The 18,737-nt window shown below is 68.6% G+C and carries 25 protein-coding genes; all 25 read right to left on the minus strand.

What is annotated here, in order from left to right; genetic code table 11:
• Positions 1-2,898: a phage tail length tape measure family protein gene (locus SK095_RS06775; RefSeq protein ID WP_320548360.1), complete on the minus strand. Its 2,898-nt coding sequence runs from the start codon at positions 2,896-2,898 to the stop codon at positions 1-3.
• Positions 2,899-3,165 carry a hypothetical protein gene (locus SK095_RS06780; RefSeq protein WP_320548361.1) on the minus strand — a complete coding sequence of 89 codons (267 nt, stop codon included), beginning with the start codon at positions 3,163-3,165 and terminating at the stop codon, positions 2,899-2,901.
• Positions 3,162-4,364, minus strand: coding sequence for an ISL3 family transposase (locus SK095_RS06785; RefSeq protein WP_320546462.1), 1,203 nt, complete (start codon positions 4,362-4,364; stop codon positions 3,162-3,164). Before SK095_RS06785 ends, SK095_RS06780 begins: the two co-directional genes overlap by 4 nt.
• Positions 4,316-4,822: a DUF6631 family protein gene (locus tag SK095_RS06790; protein ID WP_320548362.1), complete on the minus strand. Its 507-nt coding sequence runs from the start codon at positions 4,820-4,822 to the stop codon at positions 4,316-4,318. Before SK095_RS06790 ends, SK095_RS06785 begins: the two co-directional genes overlap by 49 nt.
• Positions 4,823-4,831: 9 nt before the next feature.
• Complete coding sequence (locus SK095_RS06795; protein ID WP_320548363.1) at positions 4,832-5,608, minus strand: hypothetical protein; 777 nt, start codon at positions 5,606-5,608, stop codon at positions 4,832-4,834.
• 12 nt (positions 5,609-5,620) lie between these two features.
• The gene (locus SK095_RS06800) at positions 5,621-5,818 is read right to left on the minus strand and encodes a hypothetical protein (protein ID WP_320548364.1); all 198 of its coding nucleotides are present in this window, start codon (positions 5,816-5,818) and stop codon (positions 5,621-5,623) included.
• Complete coding sequence (locus tag SK095_RS06805) at positions 5,800-6,279, minus strand: hypothetical protein (RefSeq protein ID WP_320548365.1); 480 nt, start codon at positions 6,277-6,279, stop codon at positions 5,800-5,802. Before SK095_RS06805 ends, SK095_RS06800 begins: the two co-directional genes overlap by 19 nt.
• Entirely contained in the window at positions 6,279-6,695 is a 417-nt protein-coding gene (locus SK095_RS06810; RefSeq protein WP_320548366.1) for a DUF1320 domain-containing protein, read from the minus strand. Before SK095_RS06810 ends, SK095_RS06805 begins: the two co-directional genes overlap by 1 nt.
• Before the next feature lie 6 nt (positions 6,696-6,701).
• Positions 6,702-6,992 carry an HI1506-related protein gene (locus SK095_RS06815; protein ID WP_320548367.1) on the minus strand — a complete coding sequence of 97 codons (291 nt, stop codon included), beginning with the start codon at positions 6,990-6,992 and terminating at the stop codon, positions 6,702-6,704.
• Between the two features lie 11 nt (positions 6,993-7,003).
• Positions 7,004-7,912 (minus strand): Mu-like prophage major head subunit gpT family protein, encoded by a 909-nt coding sequence (locus SK095_RS06820; protein ID WP_320548368.1) that lies wholly within the window; start codon positions 7,910-7,912, stop codon positions 7,004-7,006.
• 14 nt (positions 7,913-7,926) lie between these two features.
• Positions 7,927-8,325, minus strand: coding sequence for a hypothetical protein (locus tag SK095_RS06825; RefSeq protein ID WP_320548369.1), 399 nt, complete (start codon positions 8,323-8,325; stop codon positions 7,927-7,929).
• A gap of 9 nt (positions 8,326-8,334) precedes the next feature.
• Positions 8,335-9,456, minus strand: a complete 1,122-nt coding sequence (locus SK095_RS06830; RefSeq protein WP_320548370.1) for a phage protease — start codon at positions 9,454-9,456, stop codon at positions 8,335-8,337.
• A gap of 54 nt (positions 9,457-9,510) precedes the next feature.
• Positions 9,511-10,377, minus strand: coding sequence for a hypothetical protein (locus SK095_RS06835; RefSeq protein ID WP_320548371.1), 867 nt, complete (start codon positions 10,375-10,377; stop codon positions 9,511-9,513).
• Between the two features lie 284 nt (positions 10,378-10,661).
• Positions 10,662-11,270, minus strand: a complete 609-nt coding sequence (locus SK095_RS06840) for a phage virion morphogenesis protein (protein ID WP_320548372.1) — start codon at positions 11,268-11,270, stop codon at positions 10,662-10,664.
• Entirely contained in the window at positions 11,270-12,595 is a 1,326-nt protein-coding gene (locus SK095_RS06845) for a phage minor head protein (RefSeq protein ID WP_320548373.1), read from the minus strand. The genes SK095_RS06840 and SK095_RS06845 overlap by 1 nt, the downstream gene beginning before the upstream one ends.
• Entirely contained in the window at positions 12,595-14,175 is a 1,581-nt protein-coding gene (locus SK095_RS06850; RefSeq protein ID WP_320548374.1) for a DUF935 domain-containing protein, read from the minus strand. Before SK095_RS06850 ends, SK095_RS06845 begins: the two co-directional genes overlap by 1 nt.
• Positions 14,176-14,186: 11 nt before the next feature.
• Entirely contained in the window at positions 14,187-15,824 is a 1,638-nt protein-coding gene (gene terL / locus SK095_RS06855) for a phage terminase large subunit (protein WP_320548375.1), read from the minus strand.
• The gene (locus tag SK095_RS06860) at positions 15,821-16,042 is read right to left on the minus strand and encodes a hypothetical protein (protein WP_320548376.1); all 222 of its coding nucleotides are present in this window, start codon (positions 16,040-16,042) and stop codon (positions 15,821-15,823) included. Before SK095_RS06860 ends, terL begins: the two co-directional genes overlap by 4 nt.
• 13 nt (positions 16,043-16,055) lie before the next feature.
• Positions 16,056-16,313, minus strand: a complete 258-nt coding sequence (locus SK095_RS06865) for a hypothetical protein (RefSeq protein ID WP_320548377.1) — start codon at positions 16,311-16,313, stop codon at positions 16,056-16,058.
• Positions 16,313-16,813, minus strand: a complete 501-nt coding sequence (locus SK095_RS06870) for a DUF1804 family protein (protein WP_320548378.1) — start codon at positions 16,811-16,813, stop codon at positions 16,313-16,315. The genes SK095_RS06865 and SK095_RS06870 overlap by 1 nt, the downstream gene beginning before the upstream one ends.
• 9 nt (positions 16,814-16,822) lie before the next feature.
• Positions 16,823-17,017, minus strand: a complete 195-nt coding sequence (locus SK095_RS06875) for a hypothetical protein (RefSeq protein ID WP_320548379.1) — start codon at positions 17,015-17,017, stop codon at positions 16,823-16,825.
• Positions 17,018-17,127: 110 nt separating this feature from the next.
• Positions 17,128-17,529 (minus strand): hypothetical protein, encoded by a 402-nt coding sequence (locus SK095_RS06880; RefSeq protein WP_320548380.1) that lies wholly within the window; start codon positions 17,527-17,529, stop codon positions 17,128-17,130.
• Positions 17,526-17,945, minus strand: coding sequence for a structural protein (locus SK095_RS06885; RefSeq protein ID WP_320548381.1), 420 nt, complete (start codon positions 17,943-17,945; stop codon positions 17,526-17,528). The genes SK095_RS06880 and SK095_RS06885 overlap by 4 nt, the downstream gene beginning before the upstream one ends.
• A gap of 1 nt (position 17,946) precedes the next feature.
• Complete coding sequence (locus SK095_RS06890) at positions 17,947-18,366, minus strand: hypothetical protein (protein WP_320548382.1); 420 nt, start codon at positions 18,364-18,366, stop codon at positions 17,947-17,949.
• Positions 18,359-18,715, minus strand: a complete 357-nt coding sequence (locus tag SK095_RS06895; RefSeq protein WP_320548383.1) for a hypothetical protein — start codon at positions 18,713-18,715, stop codon at positions 18,359-18,361. The genes SK095_RS06890 and SK095_RS06895 overlap by 8 nt, the downstream gene beginning before the upstream one ends.
• Between the last annotated feature and the right edge of the window lie 22 nt (positions 18,716-18,737).

Here is an 18,737-nt window from a genome sequence, read left to right on the forward strand (position 1 = left end):
TCAGAGTCCTAACGCGCTGCGGTACTTGGCTGGGTCTTTGGAGATGTGCACGAGCAACACTTCCTCGCCTGCAGGGGTGTTCATCAGGTCGGCAACGGTGGAGGCACTCAGAACGGGCGTGACCCGCTGCTTGAGGTTCACCGTGGCGCTCAGCGCCTTGGCCGGCTCGGCCAGCTGGACGTTGCCCAGGCTCGGTGCCGGCAATGCTGGAGCCGGCACGCCGGCCAGGCCTCCGGTGCTGTGACGGACGGCGGCCGCCCAGTCGTCCAGGGCGGACATGCCGCGGCGGTTGAAGTCCTCCAGGAACGGCAGCGCGCCGGGCTGGCGGACAACCGCCGAACGGGTGACGAACTCGTCGTTGGAGAGCCATGCGGGGATGCTGTCGCTAGTGCCGGTGCCCGGGCCGGTGACGTGGCCGCCAGTGGAGAAGCCGGGCGCCAGTGCAAAACCGGAAGCAGCGGTCTGTGCGGCGGTCATCCCGGCAATGGCCGGCGCCGAGTTGGCTCCCATAGTCGCCAGCGACACAGCGGCGGCTGCAGGCGCCCAGGCCGCAGCGGTTGCCGCAGCCATTGCAGCACCAGCAGCCGTAACGGCGGCAGCCGTGGCCTGCCCCATCGCCGCATTGATCGCGTAGCGCACGCCCATCTGCACCAGGGCACTGATCACCTCGGCCAGGATGGTCTGCGCCACCCCCTGAAGACTGGCCCGCAGGTCGTCGCCATAGACGATTGCCTGGGCAAACGAATCGCCGATCCCCTGGGTCAGCGAATCCAGTGCTCCGCCGACCATCTGCTCGGTCTGCCCGGCGATGTCCTGCGCCTCGGTCATGTAGTTGGCGAAGGCTTCGCTGGCACCGGCGCTCCAGTCGCCTTGCTTCTGGATCAGCCGGTCATAGGCGGCCACGTTCTCGTCCAGCGCGGCGGTCAGGCCGCGCTGAATCTCGGCCGAGGCGTCCAGGTACTCGGAACTGCCGAGCAGGTCTTTTGGCGTGGCCTCGTTCAGCTCGTCCTGGTAGCGCTGGTACTCGGCGCGGATGTCGCGCTCGCTGGCGATCCGCTCACGCTCGCGCTGGCCCAGCCCGTAGCCGTCCAGCTCCCGCTGGTTCTGCGCCCGCTGGCCCTCGAGGGCGGCGGCCATGGACTGGTTGATCTGTGCCGAGCGCTGGGTCAGCTGGTTGATCTCGGCGAGCTTGCGGATCTGCTCGTCCAGGGCGGCGTTCTGCGCCAGCTGGGCGGTGATGGCGTCCTGGTTGGCCAGCAGGCTCTTCTGCTCGGCCGTCAGGATGGCCTTGCCCTTCAGGTCGGCCAGTTGCTGCGCCCACTCGGCCTGGGCGCGCTGCGCAGCGGACAGCTTGTCGTTGGCGGTCAACTGGCTGCGGAGGCTGGCTTCCTGGTTGCGCAGCTGCTGCAGCATGCGCGTAGCCGCATCGTCGGTGTAGGCGCGCTCGCGAGGCTTGCGCGCCTTCGGCAGGCTCTCCTCGTAGCGCGCCCGGGCGGCGGCGATCTGCGCCTCGATCTCGGCCTCGCTCTTGCCGGCCTTCAGGCCCAGCTCGCGGATATCGGCGATCTCGCGCTCCAGCTTGGCCTTCTTGTCCAGATTGGACAGGGCCAGACGGTCGAACTGCTCCTGCGCCTGCTTCCGGGCACGCTCCTCGCCGGAGTCGACGGTGCCGCCGCCGGCCTTCACACGCTCGGCCGCCTGGCGCTCCTGGTCCAGCTGCTTGCGCAGGTAGGCCAGGCGCTGCTCCAGCTCGTTGGCCTTGTAGTCGTCGTCGAAGCTGCGGAACTTCAGGTTACGGTTGCGGGCCAACTCGGCCTCGACCTCGGCGATCTGCTCGGCCAGTGGGCCGGGCCGGCCGATGCCGGCGACAGCGTCCACGGCTTCGCCGGCCAGCTGCTTGATGCGCCGCCAGGACCGCTCTATCGAGCCGAGGTTCTGCTCGACCTGCGGCGTGCGCTCGGCGATCACCCCGGCATAGGTGCGCATGGCCTCGGTAGCCGCCTCCTGGTGGCGACCCTGCTCCTGGAGCGAGCGGATCTGCTCGAGCTGGGAGCGGCTGAGGAAGTGGTACTGGTCGTTGAGGTCGAGGATGGCCTTGACCGGATCGCCGCCCAGCTTGACGAACTCAGCGATGGTGTCCTCGATGGCCTTGCCGGTGGCCACGCGCATCTGCTCGGCGGCCACCGCCACCAGCTCGACCTGCTCGCCGGCGAACTTGCCGGTGGCCACCACCTGGGTCAGCGCCGCCGAGGCGCTGCGCTGGGTGACGCCGGTCATCCCATCCATCTGTTGCGCCAGGCCGGCCAGATCTCCGGAAGTCATGCGCGCGTAGCTGCCGGTGAGGATCAGCGCCTCGTTGAAGCGCACGGCCTCCTGGCTGCCCTCGAACCAGGCCCAACCGAGGCCGGCCAGCGCCGCAACCCCGAGCGAAACGGCAGCAGCCATCGGGCTGATCGCCGAAGCGACGGCCCGCGCAGCGTTACCGATCCCGCCAAATGAATCGCGAATCTGCCCGCCCTGCTGGATCGCCACCATCCACAGCGGCATGCCCGAGGCCAGCGAGGTGGCCACGTCGGTCAGCTGCATCGGCAGCATGCGCATGGCCTGGTTGTACTGGCCGGCGGTCAGGCCGGCGCGCTGCATGATCGCTGCCTGCTGGGCCAGGCCGGCGGCGCTGCTGGCGGAGGCCGCAGCCACGCCCTTGACTGCAGCCGTGGCCGCGGCGCTTTCGGCGCCCAGCTTGTCGACGGCGGCAGAGGTAGCACCCAGCTGGGTATTGGTCTGCTGGGCCTGCTGGCCGGTCTGGTCCAGCTGCTGGCCAAGCCCGCCCATCGCCTGTTCGGCCTGCTTGAAGTCGGCCTGGATACGCAGCGCCAGCGTCATGTTCGGGTCGGCCATTCAGCCCTCCAGTCGTCTCAGCTCAGCCTCGGCGGCTGCGCCACCGGCAAAGCCCAGGTTGGTTGCCAGCAGTTGTCGTGCCTGCAGGCGGTCTTCGCGGCTGAGCGCCTCGCGATAGAACAACTCCAGCTGCCGGGCGGTGTAGCCGCCCAGCGCCTCGCGGGAGTGCCCGGCAGCGATCAGGGTGGCGAAGATGACGCCCCAGCCTGCCGTCTTGCCTGCTCGACCAGCTTGGGGCGCCATACGCGGCGGATAAAAAAGGTTCATCGCATTTTCCCGGGGAAGGCGGCCTTGATTTTCAGGAAGAAGTAATCGGCGTCCCTGAAGCCATAGGCCATGCGCTTGATCACCTTGATCCGGTTGTTCACCCCCTCCAGCAGGCTGGTGTGCATGTGGAATCGTGCACTGGCGAGGATGCCCCGGGCATAGCGCTGGAGGTTGCGGGCAAAGCGTTGTAGCGGCGCCAAGCCGCTCTCCCGGACATGCCTCAGCCAGGTTCGCCAGCGCCGCCAGCCCTCCCGCACGCTGGGTGCGTACCAGACCTCCTTCAACGCATCCTTGAGCACATAGACCGTGGCCAGTGGCTGGTTGGCTGCCAACAACTCCTGCAGTCGAACGGCATGATCCTCCTTCAGGTTCTCCCGGTTGCGCAGCAGCAGCCAACGGCTCTGCTTGACCACTTGGCGAGCGGGCTTGTCATGGCGCAGGGCATTGGCCTGGTCTACCCGGATGCGGTCGATCACGTCACGTCCGTAGCGGGCGACCACATGGAACAAGTCGTACACAACCTCGGCCTGAGGGCAGTGCTGTTTCACTTCCAGGTCGAAGGCCGTATTCATGTCCATCGCCACAGCCTCGATCTGCTGGCAGCGCTCACCGAGTTGCTCGAAGAACGGGCGTATGGCCTTGCGGCTGTTACCCAGGCCAACCCACAGAACGCGGGTACGCTCGGCATCCATGATCACCGTCGCGTAACGATGGCCTTTGTGCAGGGCGAACTCGTCCATCACCAGACGGCGCACATCGCCCGGCTCGAAGGTGCCGAATGCGGCCTGGAGACGCCGCTTGTCCAGCGTCTTGATGGTGTGCCAGTGCAGCCCGGTGAGCTGGCTGACATGGCTGATGGGCATGAACCGCAGCAGGGTTTCGACCCAGGAACACAGCCGGCGGGTCAGCCGCGAGGCCGGGGCCAACCAGGAAATGTGCTCGGTAACTCGCCCACACGTCAGGCAGTCCACTCGGCGTATGGGGAGTCGCAACTGGACGCGCTGATCGAACAGATCCCGGTCGCGAACGAGGCGAATGCGTCGGTCATGGATCAGGGGGCTGGGCTGCTGACAGCGACCACAGCGTGGAAGGTCGGCCGCTCGGGGTTCGAGGGTCAGCGTGAGGTTTTTTTCGACGGAATGGCTGCAGGCTACAACGTCGTAGCCTGGCCAGAAAGCAGCAAGATCAATAGGATGCACGGTGACAGCAGGGGGCAGGCGTTGGTGTGTTTGGCGACTGCCAATTTACCTGCTTCCCTGTCTGTCAATCCGCTCTTCCCCACGATCCCGCGAAGAACCATAAAAAAACCGCTGTTCACGCCCCACCAGGTCAGCAGCAGGTTCTCGCCGTCGGCCGCCGGCAGCTCGCGCACCCAGGCCTCGTCGCGGTCGCAGCAGACCGCCACTAGGGCGATCACCTGCTCCTCGTGCGCGGCCAGCAGGTCGTAGATGCGGTTTACCGAATCCAGCCCGCCCAGCTCGGTCGGCTCGGCCTCGGCCAGCGCCGCCGCCAGCGGTGCCAGCTGGTGGTGGTGCCTGAGCTGCTCGGCAAAGCGCAGCTCGCGCACGGTGACGGTCTGCCCGGCCACCCGGATCTCGCGGTCGGGGAAGAGCACGTCCAGCTCGCTGGCCTCGGCGGCCTGTTCGGGTCTGCTCATGGCGCCTCCTTACACGGCCTGGACGATGCGGCCGAACTGACCCAGCGGGCCGTTGGCGGGCTTGCTGGTATCCAGCAGGGCGGCGAAGGTCACCGGCAGGCCGGCCACCTCGGTACCCTCGGTGATCATCGCTAGCTCCTGGAGCAGGCCGGGAGCCAGCTTGTACAGCTCCATCACCACTGGGGCGCCACCCTCGGCCAGGTTCACACCCTCGTAGCGCAGGGCCACGTTGGGGCGCTTGGCGGCGGTGAGGAAGGTCACTTGCTTGCTCGCGCCGTGGCTGTAGGCCGCCTTCAGCGGCTGGGTCGGCGCCGGCGCAGTCGGCAGGCTGAGGATCTCGACGCTGCCGTACAGCGCTTCCAGGCTGTAGTGCTCGGCTGCCAGGGTCGCCGGACTGGCGGCGCTGTCGGTGATCACCAGGTCGCTGACGTTGATCTGCGCCAGGTTGACCACATCGCCGGCAACCAGCCCGCTCGGCAGCACTTCGCCAGTCACAGTGCCGGCCGCGGTGCTGGTGGCGGTGCCCTGGGTGAACAGCGCCAGGTTCTCGGTATCCAGGCTGCGCAGGGTCGCGCTCAGGGTCATATCCGCCGAGATGCCGAACTCGCGCACCTTGGCCTTCTTGCCCGAGTAGGACTCGCGGTGGCTGACGCTCTCCTCCTGGATGGCGGCGCTCAGTGCCGACACGTCCATCAGCCAGCGCCACGGGCCGAGGCTGCCGTCGGCGGCGATGACGGCCAGCTTCACCTTGCCCTGGCCGTAGTAGTAGGTTTCCTGTTGAGCCATGGTCGGTCTCCGTTAAACGTGGGCGACGACGGTCGCCGGGGGCTGGCTGCCTTCGGCCTTGCCGGCAGCAGGGAGCTTGTCGATGGCCTTGACCCGCAGCAGGAACTCGGCGTCGACGCGCGGCACCTCGATCTCGGCGCCTTTCTCGTAGCGCTTGCCGGCGTGGGTATGGGGCTTGCTCAGGGTGACTTTCACGGTTGGGGTTGCCATGTGCGCATCCTCGGGAAGACGAAGCTGGCCTGAAAAACCAGCGGGTAGTAGAAGTAGCCGTCGGCGTAGGCCACCTCGGCCGACCCCTGCCGGCGCGTCAGCGGCTCCACATCGGCGCGGGGCGTCCAGCCGGTGAGGGCCTGCAGCAGTTGGCCGAGCAGCGGCCCGGCCTCGCGGCGGGCGCCCTCCCCTTCGCCGCTGGCGTCGGCGCAGTACAGCGCCAGCACCGCCGCCCACAGCTGTTTCACGGTCTGCACCCGGCCCTGTCCGCCCTGGGCTTGCGGTCCTGCGGCCAGCTCGTCGCCCAGGTAGATCAGGTACACCGCTGGGCTGGCCTGCTGCCGGTCGGCCACCGCGGCCAGATCCGGCACACCGCCGACCAGCGCCAGCCCGGGCACCTCTGCCCGTACCCGCTCGACCAGCAGCGGCTCCAGGAACAGGTAATCGAAGGGCTCGGCCATCACCAGGTACCGCCGAAGTCGTTGCGCCCGGTGGCGATCTGCACCGTGTCGGCCAGCGGCGCCGGGGCGCCGGCGCTGTCCAGGCCCAGGCTGAGCTTGCCGGCGGCGATCCCCGCCAGCAGCTTGCGCGCCCGCTCGGCGGCCAGCTGCGCCGGGTGCTCGGCATCCACCCGGGTATGCAGGCCGGCGTAGCTCAGCTGACAGGCGATGCGGGTGAGCACCCGCGGCACGCTGGCCAGCGGCAGCCGGTAGCGCGCCTCCAGGTGCAGATCGATCTCCGCCGCGGCGTCCGCCATGGCCCGCCCCACCACCTGCTCGTCGATGGCCTGAGCGGGTTTGTTGGCGCGGTCCGACAGGTTGCGGATGTCCGCCTCACCGTAGATCTCGACCAGCTCGGCCAGGGTGCAGTAGGTCATGGGCCGTTACTCCGCCTGGGACTCGACCAGCTCGGCGAGCAGCGCATCGTCCGCGGCGGTCGCCGGGACCTCGATACGCTCCACGCTGAGCAGCGGCTCGCCCTCGATGGCCTTGAGCTGCTCCTCGCTCAGGTCGGCCAGCAGCAGGCCATACCCTTCACGGGTGAACTCGAAGCCGGCGCGGCGAAAGCGCGGTGGCAGGCTGCGCACGAAGATGCCGTCCAGCAGCTTCGGCTCGGCGCTGTCGGCGGCCGCGGGGGCCGCCTTGTTCGCCTTGGGCTTGGTGGTGTCAGTCATGGTCTACCTCCTTACAGGCCGGTGCCGGTCGAGCCGAAGGCCATCTGCCAGAAGCCGTAGCCCCCGGCGGCGCGGGCCTCGGCGCCGAACTTGTATTTCTTGAGGTTGAACACGTCCTCGGCCTGCGGGTTGGTCTGCTCGACGAACACCGGCGCCTTGCGCTCCTGGTAGACGAAGGGCTTGACCGGCTTGCTGGTGTCCAGCAGGAACCAGGCGGTGTCGGACTCGATGCGCGCATCCACCACCAGCTCGGCGGTGCCCTTGTAGGGGTTGGGGGTGTCGTCGGCCAGCTTGTCGTTGGTCAGCAGCATCCGCGCGGTGTCTTCCAGGGCCGGGCCGACCAGCAGCACGTTGGGCAGGATGTTCAGCGAGCGGCCTTCCTCGTCCTTGAACTGCTTCATGGCGGTGCGCGCCGCGCCGTAGCCGGCCTTGGCGGCGGCCAGGGTGGCGTTGGAGAGCACCGCGGTGGTCTTGTTGCTGACCGAGGCGTTGCCCACCGGGTGATCGGTGTCGAAGAAGTACTGGCCGTCGTAGCAGAGCGTGGCGAAGGCCTTGTTCACCGCCTCGTAGACGATCTCGTCCGGCAACTGCGCAGCGGAGAAGCCGGCCATCTGCGCCTGGGGCTCGTAGATGCCCAGCGCGTCGTCCTCGATGTCGTTGCGTTCGACCTCGACGGTGGCCTCCCAGTCCTCGTTGACCACCGAGTACTTGTAGGCTTCGAGGCTCTTGACCTGCTTGGCGCCGATCCAGCGACGCATCTTCGGGAAGTTGGACAGCCAGGCGTAGTCGTTCTGCCCAGAGGTGCTGGGCACCCGCATGGCGATCTTCTGCCAGGTGGACGGCGCCGCGCCGAAGGCCTTGTTGAAGACGGTTTTCAGCGAGATGAAAATCGCCGAGAGGGTTTGCTTGTTCACCAGCATGGGGAAGTCTCCTGTTATTCGATCCAGACGCCGTCGGTGTCGATGCCGACGATGCGGCCGGCGGCCGAGCGGGTGCCGGTACCGTCGGTGGCAGCCAGGGTCTGGTCGTCGACGATGTAGGCGGTCTTCATCAGGTGAGCCTGGGTGATGCTGCCGTCGTTGGCCCACTTGAAGGCATTGCGACGGCGCACCAGCACGGCGACCGCGCCATTGGCGCCGCCGGTGTTGTCCACCGACTCCTCGGCGCGGCCGATGTAGGTCAGGCCGGTGGCGGTGCTGCCGGGTGCGGCATAGCCGCCGGCATTGGCCACCACGATGGCGCCGGCATGGATCACGGCGCTGGCCGCAGCCAGCACGGCGATGACCTCGGCATCCTTCAGCGGGGTGTTGCGGTCACGGGTCAGGGCGGTCATGGGGGCTCCTTACGCCTTCAGGACGGCGAGAAAGTCGGCGGGTGCGACGCCCATGGCGCTGCACACGGCCAGTTGTTCGGCGCTCAGGCCGGTCCTGTCGTCGACCGGAGGCTGGCCCTGCATCCCGGACAGCGCGGCGATCTTCGGCGCCTTGTCCAGGTAGGCCTTGAGCTGGCCCAGGTCCTTGCTGCCCAGGTCGCGCGCCCAGGGCTCCAGCGCCGGCAGCAGGCGGCCATCGGCCATGGCGCCCTTGATCAGGCCGTCCACCTCGCCGCCGTTGATGCGCGCGGAGAGCGCGGCCACCTGGCTCTGCAGCTCGGTCACCGCCGACACCGGCACGTACTGCGCCGGGTCGGGCTTGGCGCCGGCCTTCAGCGCGGCGGTCGCGGCGGCGATGGTCTCGCCGCTGGCGGTGGCCGGCAGGCCGAGGGTGGTGCGCAGGGCCGACAGCGCGGCTACGGCGGCCTTGGCCTCCTCGTCCTTGGCCTTCTCCTCGGGGGTCTTGGGCTTGAGCGCCTCGGCGGCGGCCAACACCTCGGCCACCGGGGCGTCGTCGGCCAGGCCCAGAGCCTTGCGCAGGGCTTTCAGTTCTTCTTCGGTCACGGGGGCTTCCTCGCGTGGGGAGTGCAGGCCAAAGGTCGCGGCGGCACGTCGAGCCAGGGGCTCCATGCCGTCGATGGCCGGGTTGTTGGTGAGCGCGCCCATGTGCAGCGCCAGCACGGTGCCGTCGGGGGCGTAGCTGAAGACGGGGGAAAAGAAGGCGTACTCGCCGGCCTGGACCAGCTCGCGAGCGCGGGCGGTCAGCTCGACGCGGGCATACAGGCCCTGGCCGTCGCGCCACTCCAGCTCGCGGAACCAACCGGCAGCCGGAGCTGGCTGGCCGTTGGCTTCCTTGTGCAGGGTCTGGTGCTCGTAATCGAGCACCGGCGGGGTCTGCCGGGCCTGGAAGCGCTGGATCAGTGCCGAGGCGCTGGCGGCATCGAGGCGCCAGGCCGGCACGTCCATGGCCCGCCCGTCACTGGGCGCGAACGCCCCGGCGGGGGTGACCTGCAGCCAGAGGCTGTCGCCTTCGATCCGGGGTAGACCGAAGGAACAGGCGGCGATGGCGATGGAGAGAGGTTTTCTTTTCATGCCGCCATGGTGCTGGCGGCATGTGGGACGGGTTACGCGAGGGGATTCAGCGGATTATTCGGCGTCCGGGCCGAAGTTCATCCTGAGCTGGACTTTCGGCGTGGCGCTGCGATGCTCAAGAACCTTGATCACCTCGTAGTCCGCCCGGAGGCCTTCCTTGGTGATGCGCTGGATACGCCGGACGCTGGCCCGGATGATGTCGTCCTTGGCGAACTGCTCCTCGTTGAGACGCACCCGCTTGAGGAAGTCCTCGTCGAGAACCATGGCGTGGAAGATGTTTCCGCCACCCTCGGTGAAACGCCATTTGTTGCCGTCCTGGAAGGCCACGTTGAGCACCTGCAGGTTGGCAACGTAGGTATCTTCGCTCAGGGTCTCGTCCTGGGGAGCAGGAGCCCTGAAATAACCGGACTCCAGGCGCTCGATGTGCATCGCAACCTGATGGTCCTCCACCGTGGCGACCGAGGTGATGCCCTCGCGCTCCAGGGGTTCGGCAATGACGCCTTCCAGAGCCTTGCGCAGCTTGTAGTCCTGCACCAGCTTGAGCACCCGCTCCTCGGTGTCCAGGTGCTCGTCGTTGACGAACAGGCGCACCACGCCATTTTCCAGCGGCTCGATACGAGTCACGCCGCGACCGCGTAGCCAACGGATCACCTGGATAACTCCGGTGAACGCCTCCTTCGCAGAAAATCCCAACAGCCCGCAGATGGTCGCGATGCTGGTCGTTGGATTGCTGCTGGCCAGGTCGAGCACCTTCTGCCACAGGCTCTGCGCCAGCTCCATGTCGATACCGAAGGAGCCCGACTTGAACGAGGCGTGCACGTCTACGGAAACCTTGACCTGCTCGCCATTCAGCAACAGGTTGGCGCGCTCGACCAGATCGCCCATGGCCAACAGCGCAGGCGCCAGCGCACGAACATCCATGCGATGCTCCTCGAGCGCCGGCCCGTCGTATACAAGGTGGAAGCGGAAGTGTTGACCCATGTCGTCGATCATCCTGGTATCCCTACCGTCTCTAGCCATTGAAACCGGCGCGCATAATGCGAAAAACAGCGGGATCAGTCCAATTGAATGCCTTGATGGCTAGTTATAGCCCACGCAAACCCCGTTAACCCCCCGTTAAAAACGTCGCAACGCGCCCGGACGGGCAAGGGTGGCACCCAGACCACGAACGCGCCTTGTAGCGCCTCCCAGAGCGTTTGCCGATTTCACCCCGAAAGCGCCCGCTGCAGCACCTCCATGACCGCCTCCAGAGCATTGGGCGTCAGGCGGCCGTCGCGGGTCACCGGCAGGAACGGGCGGGCCGGGATGTGGATCTGGTAGGCCTGCACCTCGTACTGGCGCTCCACGTAGTTCTTGTGGGCCTTGGCGCCCTTCTCCTTGGCGAAGGTGGCCAGCTTGCCGTTCTTGCCCCGGCGTATCAGGTTGCCCTTGCGGTCGGTGCGCAGGCGTAGCTTGCCGCCGTAGGGCGCGCGGTCGATGGTGCCGCCGAACTGGTGGATGGCGGCATAGGGCACGTTGCTGCCGATCTGGGCGAAGTCTGGCCCCGAGCGGGTGATGATCGAGCGCGCCAGGGCGTTGCTCACCTGCAGGATCTGGCCGGGCCATTTGCCGGCCTTCTCGCGGGCACGGATGGTGGCCGGCTTGAGCTTCGCCCAACCCGGGCCCTGATCCTGGAACGCCAGTTCGGTCTGTGCCGCCAGCTCGGCGGCGATGCCGGCCATCAGCGGCCGGCTGTCGGCCAGGGCGCCCATCAGTTGATCCAGGCGCTGACGCACCTGGCTGTCGTCGAGCTGGATTTCGATACGGTTGGCCATCAGCGAACCCTCTTGTAGATGCCGGTGGCCAGTCCGTCGCGGATGCTGGCCAGGGTGCCGCGGCTGACCCGCGCCACGTTCTCCATCTGCCCGGCGCCGTAGACCTCGCCGCGCAGGCGCACCAGCAGGCGGCTCTCGGGGTCGTCATCGGCGGCCAGCAGGTACACCAGCGACTCGCTGCCGCGCTCCCAGAGCACCTGCTCGGCATCGGCGAACAGCCGGGGCAGCGCCTGCAGCTCGGCCCGGGACAGCGCAGCGGCACCCTGACGGCTGGCTCGGGCGGCGGCCAGTTGCCGGTCGTCCAGGCTGACCACGCCCGAGGCCAGACGGGCGCCACGAGCCTGGGCATGGGCGATGTCCTCGCCGGCGAGCACGCCGAAGGCCATGGTCTGGCCCTGCGGCGCCTCGGCCAGCGCCGTGTCCACGAACGCCTCCCAGCCCCTGAGCCGCACCGGATCGAGCAGCACCTGCCTCACCTCGGCCAGCGCCGCCGTATCGCCCAGGGCGCGGCCGGCCTTGGCCAGCAGCAGCTCGTCCATCAGGTGGCTCTGCACCGGGCTGCCGTCGAAGCCGGCGTCCGGGCGGAACAGCACCGGCTTGCCGGCGCGGTTGGTGGTCTCCAGGGTGGTGACGGTCTCGCTGCGGATCTCGCCGGTGCGGGCGTCCACCCCGGTCTCCACGGTCACGCTGCCGGTCTTGCCCGTGCTGGACTCGACCTTCAGCCCGCGGCGCTTGACCTCCGCCTCGCTGAGGGCGACGAAGCGGCAGCGGCAGTTGTAGCCGTTGGGCGGCAGGATGTGCTGCCAGATCGGATCGTCGAAGCGGTACGCCTTGCCGTGCAGGGCGGCATGGCTGGGGCGGGTCACGTTGTCCATCACCGCCACGTACATCCAGTACGGGTGCGTGGCGCTGGCCTTCAAGGCCTCGGCATAGCGCCCGCCCATGTAGGCGCTCTGCAGGTTGGTCTGGTAGATGGTGGCCAGCCGCCGCGGGCTGCCGAGCCGCACCGGCTGGGCCTCGCCGGCCGGGTTGACCACGATCTGCTTGCCCCACCAGCCCTTGGCCTCCAGCGTCGGCCGCAGGGCGCGCTGGAACTCGCGCAGGGTCTGGCCCTTGGCCAGGTTGTCGGCCAGGGCGTTGCGCACGTCCTGGAGCAGATCCAGGCGGGTCATCTTCGCCACTGTGAAGGCGCGGGCATGGGTGGCCGCGTCCACCGCGTGCCAGTCCCAGGTGATGCGGAAACCCTTGCGCTCCAGGTAGGCGATGGCCGCTTCCGGCTCCAGGTTGAGGATGGCGCGCAGATCCGCCGCAGTCGGGCCGGCCATCACTCGCCCCGCTCGGCGGCAGCATGCAGGCGGCCGAAGGCATCGGCGGCGAACAGCAGGCGGTGCAGGGCCTCGGTCAGGCCGCTGTCGTCCATGTCCGGCAGCGCCTCGGCCAGCAGGCCAAGCAGCTCGCCCTCGTCGGCGCCGCTGGCCAGGGCCTCGAGCAGCGGCGCCAGCAGGTCGTCACTGTGCTGCTGCAGCTGCGCGGCGGGGATCTCGCCCAGCACCTGGTCCAGCGCCTGCTGGTCGGCGTAGGCCGGGGCGACGATGGAGGCCAGCGCCGCCCGCCGCACCGGCAGGCGGGCGCCGAGCACGGCCGGCGCGGCGCCACCACCCAGTACCCGCTCGCCGGCGGCCGGCAGCGGAATGCCCAGCTTGTCCTGCGCCCAGCTGGCCGGCACCTGCACGCCGATCTTCACCAGGGCGGGCAGCGCCTGCGCCATGGCGGTCAGGTCGGCCGGCTCGCGCAGGTCGAACACCAGCCGCGGCGCGCGGCGGGCATCGGCGTCGCCGGGGCGGTTGAGCGTTAAAAGCGGCCACAGCAGGTCGCGGCTTAACGTGCCGGCCAGCTGGCGGGCGTCGGCGGCGAGGATGTCGTGGCGCACCTCGTTGTGCACCTTGCCCAGGGCGTAGGCGCCGCCGCCGGAGTCGCTGGTCTGGCTGGTCAGGGTGCCGCCCAGCACCGCTTTGGAGATGCTCGCGTCGCACTGGCTCATCATCGCCAGGAACGGATCGGAGCTGCCCTCGGCGGCCTTGACGAACTCGATGGCCATCGACTCGGGGATGATCCCGGCGGCCGAATGGCCCAGCTCGGTGACCGCGCGCAGCAGGGTGGCCTTCTCGGCGGCGCCGGTGCCGCTCGGGTACTTGCCCAGGCGGATCGGCAGGCCGTAGATCTCCAGCAGCTCGGCCAGGTCGCGGGTGGCGTAGTGCTTGAACAGGTACGGCCAGGCCAGCACCCGGTGCAGGCCGCCGCGCGCCACGTAGCCCGAGCGCGCCCGCGGCCGGTGCAGCAGCCAGCCGAACGGCTGCAGCTCGACGCCCAGGCCGCTGCTGTCGCGCAGGCGCAGCGCGTCCTGGTTGTCCCGGTCGAGCTGGAACCAGCCCTGCGGGCGGTGGTGGAAGCGCTTGGGCAGCCACTCGCGGCCGTACAGCTGCCACTCCATCTCCACCGCGCTGTAGCCGTGGCCGATGCCGTCCAGCAGGTCGAGCAGCAGCTCCTCCCAGCCGTCCAGGTCCTGTAGCAGCTCCTCCAGGTAGTCGGCGTCGGCCGTCTCACTGGGCGTCGGGTTGCGCGGCGGCTCGATGCGCCAGTCGAGGCCGAGCACTGCGCGCTTGCGCTTGCTGACTTCGGCATAGAGGTGGGCGTCGCGCTCCTCCATGTCGGCGAACAGCTCGGCCTGGCACTGCAGGTTGCCCTGCTCGGCGTCCTGCAGGATGGCCGCCAGGCGGGCCGGGGTCAGGCCGCGCGCCGGGTGCTCGGCGAATTCCCGGTGCAGCCCGGCCAGGCGGGCGGTCTGCGGCTCGCGCAGGGTCTCGCGGCGCAGCGGGTTGCCGTGGATGTCGAGCAGTTGTGCCATATGTCGCGCTCCTACCAGGCGCCGCCGTAGCGGCCCAGATCAATGTCGTCGGATGAATCGCCGCGGCCCTGGTGCCGGCGCGGCGCGCTGGCGAACTCCATGGGGCCGAAGCCGGTGGTGGCCAGCATCCACAGCATGTGCAGGGCGTCCGGGCCGTCGTCGTGGTCGGCTGCCGGGAAGTGGCGCAGCTGCTGCTCGAGGGTGGTCTGGCTGGGGTGCAGGCGGATCAGCCCGTTGGCCATGTGCGGCTGCAGGCTCTCGATGCGCAGCAGCTTATCGGCGTGCGGGGTCACCGCGCGGGCCGGCACCGGACAGCCGGCCTTGGCCGAGCGCTTGACCAGCTCGGTGCGCAGGAACTCCTGGAACTGCACCGCCTCGATGCCCCACACCAGGCAGCGGTAGGCCTTGTGGTAGGCGATGACGTCTTCGATGATCCGGTCGGGCAGGCGCTTGCGGATGCTCGCCTCGACCACGTCGAGGATGCCCGTCTCGCGGTTGAAGCCGCCGACCAGGATGGCGCTGGGGTCGCGGCTCGCGCCCTGCTTGCCCAGCGACGGGTCGCAGGCGCCGAAGAACAGCCACTCGCGCAGGCGGTTGACCCAGAAGGTGATGCAGGCGGCGAAGGGAGCGTTGTCGCCCTGCACCGGATCGTTCTGCTGCTCGGAGTCGAAGGCCGCGCGGCCGTCGCGGGCGCGCTTGAGCATCAGCTTGTAGAGCGGCTGGCCGTCCGGCCAGCAGATCACTGCACCCTCCTCCATCGCCCTGGCGCGCTCGTCGAAGAAGGCCCGCGCGGCATCCTCCCCGTCGGCCAGCAGGATCTCCTCCCACTTCTCCCACAGGTCCATGCGGCTGGGCCATTCGAGGATGGCCTTGAACTTGCGCCGCTTCCACAGCGGGTTCTTGAGCAGGCGGGAGAGCACCGAGTCGTAGTGCAGGATGGTGCCGATGACGATCACGTCCATGCTGTCGTCGGCGGCGCCGAGGCTCAGCACGGTCTTCTTCAGCCAGTTCTCCAGCTTGTCGCGCTGCTCGGGGCTGCGCACGTTCTCGTCGTTCTCCAGGTCGTCGCCGATCACCAGGTCGGGGCGGTGCGGGCCGTGGCGCAGGCCGCGCATGCGCTTGCCGGAGCCGAACACCTGCACCTTGGCGTCGTTGGCGGTGACGATGGTGCCGACCTGCCAGACCCGGCCCTTGCCGGCCGCCTCGGGGAAGTCCATGGCCAGGCGCGGGTTGAACTCCAGCTCGGCCTTGATCGCCTCGAGCATGGTCGCCGCCTGCTCGAAGGCGTCCATGATGATCAGCGGGTAACGCTTGCGCCCGGTGGCCACGCACCAGATCAGGAAGATCTGGCTGACCAGGGTCGACTTGGCGTTGCCGCGCGGCGCGGCGATGGCCTCGTGCTGGCCGTCCGGGCTGTCCACCAGCTCGGGCAGGCGCTTGTAGAGGTAGTCGTGCAGCAGCGCGTTGCCGTTCTTCACATAGTGCGGGAAGTAGGTGCGGGCGAAGTACTCGTAATCGCTCCAGGAACGCTTGCGGCGGGTGCGGCTGGCCGAGGGATCGGGGTCGAAACCGTCCACCGCCGCCTCGATCTGGCGGCGAAACTCGCCCGCCAGCTGGGCGATGTCGGCGAGGAAGGACTTGGCTTTCACTCCATGGCCTCCGCCTGGGCGGATAGCGCAAGGATCTGCCGATGCAGCTCCCAGATGTTGGTACCGTTATACGGCCAGTGCTGCACCCGCAGCTCTTTGCCGGAGCACAGGGTAATGACCAGGTAGTTATCGCCATTCGACTGGGTGAACATCATATGGCTGATTTCCGCCACATTGACCGCCAGCCCAGTGCTTCTATCGAGTTGAATCAGAGGCATCAGCCCAGCTCCCTTATTCAGTTTTCAGCTTGAACACTGGGCGCAGGATCTCCCTGCGCCCAGTGCAGTCGCAGCAGCGGATGTAGCCGTCCTGGGTGAACAGCGGCGAGCGGCGTGCAGCATCAAGCACGGCTTTGACCTTGTTGAGCGGATGCTCTACTCGGCCGCCTGACCTCAAGTAGGCACCTATGCACAAGTCCGGATCGCCAAACCATGCATACGCGGCGCCGCGCTTCTGCATCTCGGCACGCAGGTGTTCAGCCAGCGTCATCACCCCAACTCCCGCGCAATCAAATCCCCAAACGGCTCCAGCACCTCGGCGAAGGCCGGGGCGTGCTGGGGGTAACGCTCGCGGATGAAGGCGGCGAGCTGCTGCAGCACCTGCATGGCCGTGGCCAGGGCGCTGGTTTCCGGCAGCACGCGCTTGGAGGCGGATACCGTCTTGTTGTAGGCATCGGCCAGGCTGGCGAGCATCTGCACCTTGGCCGCCGGGCCGATCTCGGCATCGCTCTGCACCGCCTCCATGGTTGCCTGGAACTGGGTGACCAGCCCCGCCAGCACCTGGCGCGCCACGTTCTCGATGCCGCCGCCGGCCAGCAGCTGGGCGGACTGGGCCTTGTCCCAGTCGTCGCCGGCCTCCAGGGCGGCCTGCTTCCAGCGCCGCGCGGTGCCGTAGGAGACGCCGAACATCGCCGCCGCCACCTCCAGGCTCTGGCGTTCGAACACGTAGGCGCGGCGCAGGCCGTCGCGGGTTTCCTTGGGGTGGGCCATGGCCTGTCCTTACACGCCGAGCTTGATACGCGCCGCCAGCAGCCCGGCGGAGACAATCGCCCCGCTCAGGGTGCCGGCCAGCGCCCCGGCGGCGGCGCCGTAGGTCATCGCCTTGCGCTCCATCTCGGGGAAGCGGTCTTCGATGCGCTCCAGGCGCTGGTCGATGCGTTGCAGCAGCTCGAATTCGGGTTTGCGGTCGGGCATGGGGTCAGTCCTTCTGATAGTGCTGCACCGTTTCCCAGTGCAGACCGGCGCATTGGCCGTATTGGTCGTAGAGCTGTTTGAGGGCCAGAGCACTGGCGTCCATGCTGTCGTCAGCGGGCGCCACCGGCGGCTGGCAAGGTTGAGCCAAGGCCGCCGGCAATGGCGGCCGCGGCTCGCTCGCGGGCGGCGGCAAGCTGCTGCATGACGTCAGCAGGAAAGCGGCAATCGGCACGGCTAAGAGCGGTCTTGGCCAGGGCATCGTGAAGCTCCTGCGTGGTCGCCCAGTCAACCCGGGCGCGTTGGTCCAGGCGCTGGAACAGCGCTGTGCTGGCCTGCTGGGAGGCCTTGATCTGCTCGCCGGACTGCTCGAGCAGCTTGCGATACTGGTCGGACGCAGACTCGGCGCTGGCAGCCTTGCCGGCGGCAAAACCCGCCTGCTGGCCAGCCCACCAGGCAGAGGCCAGCGCCAGCAACAGCGCCAGGGCGACTGCCAGCCAGGCACGCAGGGTCACGCCAGCACCTCGCGCACCGCCGCGCCGATCAGCGCGGGCGGGTACGGCTGCTGCCCGTTCTCGTGGTAGATGATCGCCGCCACCAGGCCGGCCAGGGTCGGCTCGTCCAGGTGCAGCGGCTGGGCTATGTGCACGCCCAGTTGGGCGGCCACCGCGCGGGCGTACTGCTTGGTGTCGTTCTCGTTGGAGGGCGCCCAGCGGGCGATCAGCGCCTCGACGGTGCGCAGGCCGTGCAGCTTGCGGTAGTTGAGCAGCAGCTTGGCCAAGGCGCGGATGCCGCTCTGCGCCGTATCGAAGCGGGCGAAACGCGGCTCGACGGCCGGGTCGTGCGGCAGCTGGCCGCGCCAATTGTTGCGCGCGTTGTAGTCGATATTGCCGGGGTTGTTGTTGCGGATACCGCGGGGTTGCTTGGCCATCTCACGCCTCCAGTTTGCGTTTGAGCCACTGGGCGAACATGCCCAGCCAGGAATCGCTATCGCGCTCGAACAGGCGCAGTGCCGCGCCGATCAGCCACCAGGCCGGCAGCCCGGCGATCACCAGCAGCGGCGTGGCGACGAACAGCAGCCCCAGCGCCGGCTCCAGGCCGTACAAGGTGGCCACATGGTCGGCCGAGGCGAACAGTTCTGGCCGGCTGGAGTGCATCTGTACCACCAGCATCGGGCCGAACACCGAGCTGGCGACGATGGTGCAGAACAGCCGGGCGAAGCCTTCCTTCATCGAGCGCGGCCACAGCACCAGGAAGCCCAGCGCCGCAGCCAGGGCGCCGGCGCTGACGTGCAGGCCGAAGTACTTGATCAGTGCGCCACCGGCGGCGGCCGTGCTGGCGGGTTCAGACATGGGGGCGTCCTTGCGGGGTTGGGTTGAGCCGGGCGCGCAGTTCGGCCAGATGGGCATGGCCTACCTCCGGGGCGGACTTCTTGTGGTCGGAAATACGGAAGGTGGTGTCTTCGCGCCGCGGTGCGGGCTTGGGCGGCTGCTTGGCCGCCGCTACGCGCTCAGCCTTGTGCTGGCGGTACTGCTGGACTCGCGCGAAGGCGCTCGCCACGTGCTCGCGCACCAGCTCGCGCCAGTGCTCGGGGCAGGCGGCCAACAGCTGGTTGCGCCGCTCGCGCGAAGGCTCGGCCAGGATGGCCGCGGCATGGTCGCGTGGGGTGCGCAGGGGCGAGTGGGAGGTTCGAGTAGTCATGCCGCCATGGTGCTGGCGGCAT

This window comes from Pseudomonas sp. AN-1, assembly GCF_034057115.1.
GTDB lineage: Bacteria > Pseudomonadota > Gammaproteobacteria > Pseudomonadales > Pseudomonadaceae > Geopseudomonas.